The 7945-nt window shown below is 63.9% G+C and carries 7 protein-coding genes and 1 pseudogene; 3 read left to right on the top strand and 5 right to left on the bottom strand.

Annotated features, from left to right (window positions below; genetic code table 11):
• From KBY58_RS12225 to KBY58_RS12205, 5 genes and pseudogenes are all read right to left on the bottom strand, one after another.
• Positions 1-234: pseudogene (locus tag KBY58_RS12225) on the bottom strand (arylesterase); the annotation flags it as partial.
• The gene (locus KBY58_RS12220) at positions 197-1783 is read right to left on the bottom strand and encodes a phosphonate ABC transporter (RefSeq protein ID WP_255004598.1); all 1587 of its coding nucleotides are present in this window, start codon (positions 1781-1783) and stop codon (positions 197-199) included. The pseudogene KBY58_RS12225 and the gene KBY58_RS12220, both read right to left, overlap by 38 nt.
• Positions 1770-2513 (bottom strand): ATP-binding cassette domain-containing protein, encoded by a 744-nt coding sequence (locus KBY58_RS12215; protein ID WP_255004597.1) that lies wholly within the window; start codon positions 2511-2513, stop codon positions 1770-1772. The genes KBY58_RS12220 and KBY58_RS12215 overlap by 14 nt, the downstream gene beginning before the upstream one ends.
• 20 nt (positions 2514-2533) lie before the next feature.
• On the bottom strand, positions 2534-3499 hold the full coding sequence (locus tag KBY58_RS12210) for a putative selenate ABC transporter substrate-binding protein (protein ID WP_255004596.1): 966 nt from the start codon (positions 3497-3499) through the stop codon (positions 2534-2536).
• 24 nt (positions 3500-3523) lie between these two features.
• Positions 3524-4702 carry a pyridoxal phosphate-dependent aminotransferase gene (locus KBY58_RS12205; RefSeq protein ID WP_255004595.1) on the bottom strand — a complete coding sequence of 393 codons (1179 nt, stop codon included), beginning with the start codon at positions 4700-4702 and terminating at the stop codon, positions 3524-3526.
• On the opposite strand from KBY58_RS12205, the gene KBY58_RS12200 reads away from it, so the two are divergent.
• From KBY58_RS12200 to KBY58_RS12190, 3 genes are all read left to right on the top strand, one after another.
• The gene (locus KBY58_RS12200) at positions 4687-5391 is read left to right on the top strand and encodes a uracil-DNA glycosylase (protein ID WP_255004594.1); all 705 of its coding nucleotides are present in this window, start codon (positions 4687-4689) and stop codon (positions 5389-5391) included. The two genes, KBY58_RS12205 and KBY58_RS12200, sit on opposite strands and share 16 nt — an antisense overlap.
• Positions 5392-5437: 46 nt before the next feature.
• Positions 5438-6646, top strand: a complete 1209-nt coding sequence (gene ispG / locus KBY58_RS12195; protein ID WP_255004593.1) for a (E)-4-hydroxy-3-methylbut-2-enyl-diphosphate synthase — start codon at positions 5438-5440, stop codon at positions 6644-6646.
• 43 nt (positions 6647-6689) lie between these two features.
• The coding region (locus KBY58_RS12190) for a S41 family peptidase (protein ID WP_255004591.1) at positions 6690-7945 on the top strand (1256 nt) is incomplete at its 3' end.

The raw sequence follows: 7945 nt of genomic DNA, 5'->3' as shown, positions 1-7945 counted from the left end.
GATTCCCTGGGGAGTTTGGCGGCGCAATTCCCCCCTGCGGCCCACCTCATCAATGAGCCTGGCGGCCAGGCGCTCCAGGCCATCACCCCGAACCCCCAGGTTGTAGATCACCGGTGCGGCGGGCAGCTCCATCCAGTGGCGCCTTAGCCGTTCACACCAACACCCCTCCAGCGGATCCCCCCAGCCATGGACGCCGCTATCGCCAAGCACCACCAGCTTCTTGGGAATTTGCATGCAACTGGCGGCGGGCGCGGTCGCTGAGATCTTCCCCCAGCAGGGTCAAAACGGCATAGACCGCCATCAGGGCTAAAAGCTGATCCCAGGCAAAGGAGCTCAGGGCCTCCAGCAGCTGGCTGCCCAAACCGGTGGCCCCCACCAGGCCCACCACCACCGATTCCCGCAGGATTACATCGCTGCGGTAGGCCCCATAGGCCAGGTAGGGCCGGGCCAGGGCACTAAAAGAGCCATAGAGCAGCGCCATTCGGGGGGGCGTGCCTGCCGCCAGCAATGCTTCCTGGCCGGAGAGGTTGGTTTCACTGGCCTCCAGCAGCAGCCGGCCCAGGATGCCCAGGTTGTGGAAGCCCAGGGCCAGGGCCGCGGTAATCACCCCCGGCTTGAGCAAAAACAACAGCAGCAGGGCCGTTAGCGGGGGTGGCCAGAGCCGTCCCATTAGCCAGAGCCCCCGCAGCGCCAGCTGGGCCCAGGGCCAGGGGGCCACTAGCAACAGCAGCAGGGGTGCCACCCCCACGGCCAATGCCGAGGCCAAAAGGGTCAGCAGCAGGGTGTTGCCAATTAGTTGGGGCCAGGGCAGGGCCAGCAGGGCGGGCCAGTCGGCCGGAGCCATGGGCGGCAGCTGCTGCCATTTCCCCAAATCCTGGGGGGAGACCTGCAGGGCCCAGGCGGCGGCGATCAGCACGGGCAATAGCACCAGGCCGGCACTAATAATTTCCAGGCCCTGGCGACCGATCCGGGCTGGCTTGAGGGCTAGCCGTTGGGGCATGGCCCAGCGGCGCCGCAGTAATCCCACCAGTGCTTCTAGGGCCACCATCGCCAGCAACAGCAGCCACAGGCCGCTCCACAGTTCGGGGAAGTTGAGCGACTGCAAGGTCAGCCGTAGGTCGGTGCCCAGGCCCCCCAGGCCAAAGACCCCCAGCAAGGTGGCGCTGCGCAGGGCGCATTCGAGCCGGTAGCCCCCATAGCTGAGCAATTGGGGCAGCAGGGGAGGGCCAAGGGCGGTGAGCAGGGCTGCTGGGGCACAGGCCCCACCGCTGCTGAGCGCCTCCAGGCTGGCGATCGGCAGGGCATCGAGTTGGTCGCTGATTACCCGGGCCACCAGGGCCCCAAAGGGAATGGCAATGGCCGCCACCGCCACCACCGGATGGAGCCCCAGCAGTTGCAGCAGCAGCAAACCCCACAACAACTCATGGATCGAGCGGGGCAGGGCCCCCAGCTTGCGCAGCAGCTCCGCCGGGTAGGCACTGCCAAACCAGCTCAGCCATACCCGGCGGGAACTGGCGATCCCCAAGATCAGCCCGATCACCAGGCTGGCGGCCCAGCCCAATAGGGCCATGCCTGCGGTGGTGCCGAGCCCCTGCAGTTGGGCCAGGAGCACCTGGGGATCCAGGCATGGATGCAGGGCCGCCCAGGCAAATTGGCCCACCAGCTCCCAGCCGCCGCCGTGGACCAGCTGGGGCAGCAGCAGGGCCAGGGGGATGAGCACCAGGGCCGGTGCCAGTACCCACAGGGGCGCCGCCCCGGTCTTCAGGTACCTAATTGGAGGCACCGGCATAGAGCCCATCGAGCTGGTGGCTGCCGAGGCTGGCCACGCTTTGGTCCACCACTAGCTGGCCATCGCGCAGCCCAACCACCCGATCAAAGTGGTGCAGTAGGTCAGGGCGGTGCAGGCTCATCAGCAGGCACCTGGGGGCTTGGGCCTGCTCCAAAAGCAGCTGGAGCAGTTCGTTGGCCAGGCGGGGATCGAGGCTGGCCAGCGGTTCATCGGCCAGCAACAGCAGGGGGTCCTGGCGCAGTAGCCGGCCCAGGGCAACCCTTTGGCGTTGGCCCCCGGAAAGGGCTGAAACTGGCTGGCACAGCAGGGCAGGGTCGAGCTCGAGCCGTTTCAAGATGGCGGCGCAGGCTTCGGTTTCGATCGGCAGCAGCAGATTTAGTAGGGCCTGGGGCCAGCCCCATTGGCCCAGGCGCCCGGCATTGATGTTTTGTTGGACGCTCAGCTCCTCAATCAGGCGTAGGTCTTGCCAGAGGGTGCCGATCCGGGCCTGTTGGCGCCTTCTTCTATGGGGGCTTTTGGAGCGCTCCTCACCGAGCCACACCACCCGACCGCCCTGGGCGGCCAGCAGCCCATTGGCCACCGCCAGCAGGCTGCTTTTACCTGCGCCACTGGGGCCGATCAGGGCAACCCGTTCCCCCGGCTGGAGTACAAGGGAAATGTGGTCGAGGCGGGGCCGATGGCGGCCCCTAACCACGATCTGATCGAGCTCCAGCAGGGCCTTCACTGTTTTGAGGGGCTCTTGTTTCAGCGGATCTTGCCGATCTGCCTGCCCACCGCCTCAATTTGCCCGTATTCGGCCGCATTCACGCTGGTGAACTGTTGGGCGCCAAAGAGATTCAGGATCTGCTTCTGTTCTGGATCGCTGGATCGCCAGCTAATGATCGCCTTGGCGAGCTTGTTGGTGAAGCCCTTGCCGAAGCTTTTATCGAGGTTGGGTTGGGCCAGCCAGAGGTAGTCGGCGTAGGGGGCGGTGCGCCAGATCACCGACACCTTTTTGCGATTTACCTTGCCGCTGCGCAGGCTGGACTTCCATACCTGTTCGTTGACTGCCCCGGCCTCATAGGCCCCGCTTTGCACCAGGGCAATGGTGGTGTCGTGGCTGCCACTGAAACCGGGGGCACCGCCGGCGAAATCAGTCAATTTGACCCCCGCCTGCATCAGAAAGTATTGGGGCATCAGCCGCCCTGAGGTCGAACTTTCCGAGCCAAAGGTGAAGCGTTTTCCCTTCAGTTCAACCAGCCCTTTCACCGAATTAATCGGCTTTAGGCCACTGCCGCTATTGGCGATAAAGACCGAATAAAACTGGGCATCAATATCCCGCTGGGCGACCATCTTGGCCCCGGGTTTTTGCAGTTTTGCCTGCACGCCGGTCAGGCCGCCAAACCACACCAGATCAAGCTGGCCGGTGCGGAAGGCACTCACGGCAGCGGCGTAGTCGGTCACGGGCACGTACTGGACAGCCACGCCGAGTTGCTGGCCCAATTCATTTGCCACAAGCCCGTAGAGCCGGTTCAGCTTTTCTGGGTTTTGATCAGGAATTGCGCCAATGCGCAACACCGGTTTCTGTACCTCTGCTGCCGCGGGGCTGATCCCCAGGGCTTGGGGGGAAGGGGGCAGCAGGGCCGGGGCCGTTGCCAGGGCAACACCTACTGCGGTGGCGCTGAGGATGGCGCGGCCCAGGTGCCAGCTGGGCAGGGGTAAACGATTCATTAGGGGGGTACTAAACAGCTGGGATCAGAGGCCGGCCAGAAAGCGCTCGAGGCGATCTAGGCCGTCGTTGATCGTCGCAGGTGAAACGGCACAGGAGAGGCGAATGCAGCGGTCGTCGCCAAATGCCACCCCCGGCACCACTGCCAAGCCCACCTCATCGAGCAGGCGATTGCAGAGGGTCATCGAATCGAGCCCGTATTCGCCCACATCTGGGAAGGCATAAAAGGCCCCCTCCGGCGCCAGCAGCTTCAGGCCCCTAATCGCCATCAATCGCTCGGAGAGCAGGGCCCTACGGCCGTTGAATTCGGCGGCCATCTGCCGCACGCAATCCCTGGAGCCGGTGATGGCGGCCAGGGCTCCGTATTGGGCAAAGGTGCAGACATTGCTGGTGCTTTGGCTCTGTAGGGCCGTGGCCGCAGCGATCACTTCCCTGTTGCCGGCCAGCCAACCAATCCGCCAGCCGGTCATCGCCCAGCCCTTGGCAAAACCATTCACCGTGAAAATCCGATCCGCCAGGTCGGGGGCCACCGCCGCAAAGCTGTGGTGGCTGTGGCCAGGGGCCAGCAGGAATTCGTAGATCTCGTCGCACACCACCAACACCTGGGGGTGGCGGCGCAATACCGCAGCTAGGGCTTCCAGCTCCGGCCGGCCCAAGACCATGCCGGTGGGGTTGGAGGGGCTGTTGAGCACCAGCAGCCGACTGGCAGGGGTGATCGCCGCTTCCAGCTGCTCGGGCCTAAGTCGGAAGCCCTGGTCGGCATCGCTGGGCAGCAATTTGAGCGAGGCTCCGGCCAGCTGGGCAATTTCCGGGTAGCTCAGCCAATAGGGGGAGGGCAGCAACACCTCATCGCCCGGGGCCAGGATCACCTGAAAAAGGTTGAACAGGGCCTGCTTGCCCCCATTGGTGACCAGCACCTCGGCGGCCTTGGTGGCCACCTGGTTCTCCTGGCTGAGCTTGGCGGCAATCGCTTCGCGCAGGGCCGGCTCCCCAGCGGCTGGTCCGTATCGGGTTTGGCCCTCTTCCAGGGCCTGGGCCGCTGCGGCACGGATAAAGGCGGGGGTTTCGAAATCCGGTTCGCCTGCGCTCAGGCTGCAGATGTCGCGGCCATCCGCGCGCAGCTGCTTGGCCTTGGCGGCGATGGCCAGCGTCAGCGAGGGCTGCAGCGCCTGGGCCCTTGGGGAAAGCAGTGCCCGATCCTGCATCGGCGATTCCAAGGCCCGGCTACGGCCGGCGCGGCAGCTGTAATACCCCCATCCTGCCCCATCCTGAAGGCATGACCAGCACCTCCCCTCTGCTGCCCAACCATTGGCTGCCCGATCTTGGAGCGCTGACCCTTGCCTGCGGCGAATGTCAGCAATGCTCCCTTTCGGCCAGCCGCCAGCAGGTGGTGGTGGGCCGGGGTAATCCCAAGGCCCGGCTGATGCTGATTGGCGAGGCCCCCGGGGCCGAGGAGGATGCCACGGGCCTGCCGTTCGTGGGGCGTTCGGGTCTGCTGCTGGATCAGTTGCTGGCCGAAGTGGGCCTTGATCGCGACCACGACCTCTACATCTGCAATGGGCTCAAGTGCCGCCCGCCCGAAAACCGCAAACCGAAACCCGCCGAGCTGGAGGCCTGCAGGCCCTGGCTCGAGCAGCAGATCAACCTCGTGAATCCTGCCGTAATTGGCCTGGTTGGTGCCACCGCCCTATCGGCGGTGCTGGGCACTAAGGCGGGGATTAGCCAGTTGCGGGGCCAATGGCTGGCAGGGGAGGGCCCGCTGCTGGGAGGTAGGGCCCTAATGCCCCTTTTCCATCCCTCCTATCTATTGCGCAATCCATCAAGGCTCGAGGGGAAACCCCGTTCGCTAACGGTTGGCGATCTGGCCAGGCTTGCCAGGCGAATTAGTCAGTAGCCAGCCCCTTTGTGACAGGCTTGCGCCAGCAACTGGTGTCTTAGTGATGGGCGGCAGCATGGATTGGGAGAACGATCCCCGCTTCGACACGGTCATCCATCGCCGCCAAACCCGCAATGTGCGGGTGGGAAGTGTCTGGATTGGCAGCGACCACCCGGTGGTTGTGCAGTCGATGATCAACGAGGACACCCTCGACATCGAGGGTGCAACGGCCGGAATCCGCCGCCTGCATGAGGCTGGCTGCGAGATCGTGCGCCTCACCGTGCCGAGCCTGGCCCATGCCAAGGCGGTAAAGGAGATTCGCCAAAAGCTGGAAGACACCTACCAGCCGGTGCCCCTGGTGGCCGACGTGCACCACAACGGCATGAAGATTGCCCTGGAGGTGGCCCAGCACGTCGACAAGGTGCGGATCAATCCGGGGCTTTTTGTCTTCGATAAGCCAGATCCAAACCGCACCTCCTTCTCCGAGGAGGAAATCGCTGAGATTGGCGAGCGGATCGCCGCCACCTTCGAACCCCTGGTCAGCCTGCTCAAGGCCCAGGACAAGGCCCTGCGCATTGGCGTGAACCATGGCTCCCTGGCGGAGCGGATGTTGTTTGCCTACGGGGACACCCCGGCAGGAATGGTGGAGTCGGCCCTGGAATTCATTCGCATCTGCGATCGGCTCGACTTCCACAACATCGTGGTTTCGATGAAGGCTTCCCGGGCGCCAGTGATGCTTTCGGCCTATCGCCTGATGGCCCATCGCATGGATGCCGAGGGTTTCAATTACCCCCTCCACCTGGGGGTAACCGAAGCCGGCGATGGCGATTACGGCCGTATAAAAAGCACCGCAGGTATTGCCACCCTGCTGGCCGATGGCCTGGGCGACACGATCCGGGTATCCCTCACCGAGGCACCGGAGAAGGAAATACCTGTCTGCTACTCGATTCTGCAGGCCCTAGGGCTGCGCAAGACGATGGTGGAATACGTGGCCTGCCCCAGCTGCGGCCGCACCCTCTTCAACCTCGAGGAGGTGCTGCATGTGGTGCGCAACGCCACGGCCCACCTAACGGGCCTAGACATCGCCGTGATGGGCTGCATTGTCAATGGACCAGGCGAGATGGCCGACGCCGATTACGGCTATGTGGGCAAAACCCCCGGCACCATTTCCCTCTATCGCGGTCGCGATGAGATCCGGCGGGTGCCCGAGGCCGAGGGCGTTGAGGCCCTAATTGCCCTGATTAAGGAAGACGGCCGTTGGTTTGATCCCTAGGTCGCTAGCGTGAGTTGAGTACAAGAGCTTGGGGGCTCACCGCATGGCCAGTGGACGCAGCAGGCTGCTGGTTTTGGTGGGTGTGGGCACTGTCAGTGCCATGGCTGCGGTGGCGATACCTCCCCTGCTGGCCCCCAGCGGAGCTGCCCTGATTAGCGATAGCCCCAAGGAGGTAATCGACCAGACCTGGCAGATAGTTTTCCGCGATTACCTGGATATCAACGGCAAGTACACGCCGGAACAGTGGCGCAAATTGCGCCGCGATGTGCTCACCAAGAACTACGGCACCCCCAAGGAGGCCTACGAGGCTATCCGGGGCATGCTTGCCAGCCTCGATGACCCCTACACCCGTTTCCTGGATCCCAGGGAATTCAAGGAGATGCAGATCGACACCTCCGGGGAGCTTTCCGGGGTGGGCATCCAGTTGAGCCTGGATAAGGAGACTAAAAACCTAGTGGTGATCTCCCCGATAGATGGATCGCCAGCTTCTAAGGCGGGGGTCCAGCCCAAGGATGTGATCACAGCCATTGATGGCAAGAGCACCAAGGGCATGGGCACCGAGGACGCGGTCAAGTTGATTCGCGGCCAGGCCGGCACCACCGTGACCCTCACCCTCAGGCGCAAGGGTCAATTGCTCGAGGTGCCCCTCACCCGCCAGCGCATTGAGTTGCACGCGGTGGAGCACCAGATCAACACCGGCACCGAAGGGAGCAAGGTGGGCTATATCCGGCTTAAGCAGTTCACGGCAACTGCCGCCAAGGACATGCGCCTGGCCCTCCAAGACCTGGAGGCAAAAGGGGCCCAGGGCTATGTGCTCGATCTGCGCAGTAACCCCGGTGGCCTGCTGGGAGCAAGCGTGGAGATCGCCCGCCAGTGGCTCAACGAGGGCACGATCGTTTCCACCAAAACCCGCGATGGCATCCAGGATGTGAAGCGGGCCACGGGCCGGGCCCTCACCACCAAGCCGATGGTGATCCTGGTGAATGAGGGATCGGCCAGCGCCAGTGAAATTCTCTCTGGAGCCCTTCAGGACAACCACCGGGCCCTGCTGGTGGGCCAGAAAACCTTCGGCAAGGGTTTGGTGCAATCGGTGCGGGGGCTCTCCGACGGCTCCGGCATGACCGTGACCATCGCCAAATACCTAACCCCCAGTGGGCGTGACATCCACAAACACGGCATCGCCCCAGATGTGAATGCCAAGCTCACCGATCAGGAAGCCCAGCGGATGAAGCTGGAGGACCTGGGCACCCGCAAGGATCCCCAATATCGGGTCGCAGAGAACACCCTGGTCAAGCAATT

The sequence above is a fragment of the Cyanobium sp. HWJ4-Hawea genome (genome assembly GCF_024345815.1).
Lineage (GTDB): Bacteria > Cyanobacteriota > Cyanobacteriia > PCC-6307 > Cyanobiaceae > Cyanobium_A.
This window is presented reverse-complemented; position numbering and strand designations above follow the sequence as displayed.